Origin of the sequence: Nonomuraea diastatica, assembly GCF_004349015.1 — a bacterium.
Lineage (GTDB): Bacteria > Actinomycetota > Actinomycetes > Streptosporangiales > Streptosporangiaceae > Nonomuraea > Nonomuraea diastatica.
The window spans coordinates 1-460 of the sequence record NZ_SMKP01000469.1; the positions used below are offsets into that span (position 1 = coordinate 1).

The following is a 460-nucleotide window of genomic DNA, read 5'->3' on the forward strand; positions in this document are numbered from 1 at the left end:
CGCTCGGCCACAGGCAACACGTCCAGCTCAGCGAGCGCACGATCGCCGGCGGTCAACTCGGTGAGAGCCTGAACCAGCAACGCACACACCTGACCCGGATCAATCGCCGCCTGCACCTGCGCCGTCAAACGGAAACGGTCACCACTGTCATCCACCATGACGACAAACGGGTAGTTAGTGCGCTCCCGGCTGGACAGCGCCTCGACGCCCAGCCATGCCGCGGCCTCGCCATCACGGTCCAGAGTGTCGTGCCGGTAGTTCAGCAGGCTGGTGAACAACGGCACGCCCGCCGGCACCCCACTGCACCGCTGCGCGAGACTCAACGGCGCGTGTTCATGCCGGATCAAACCGGTCAACGTCTCATGAGCCGCCCGGACACCCTCAGTGACGGTCCGGCCAGTAGTGTCGATACGGACCGGCAGAGTATTGATCGACGCGCCAACCCCACGGCGACTGCCCG

1 protein-coding gene is annotated in these 460 nt (G+C 65.7%); it reads right to left on the reverse strand.

Going from position 1 to position 460, the window contains the following annotated elements; genetic code table 11:
* Window positions 1–356, reverse strand: a 356-nt coding sequence (locus tag E1294_RS52205; protein WP_165978011.1) for a condensation domain-containing protein, incomplete at its 3' end; no start/stop codon positions are given.
* Window positions 357–460: the final 104 nt, after the last annotated feature.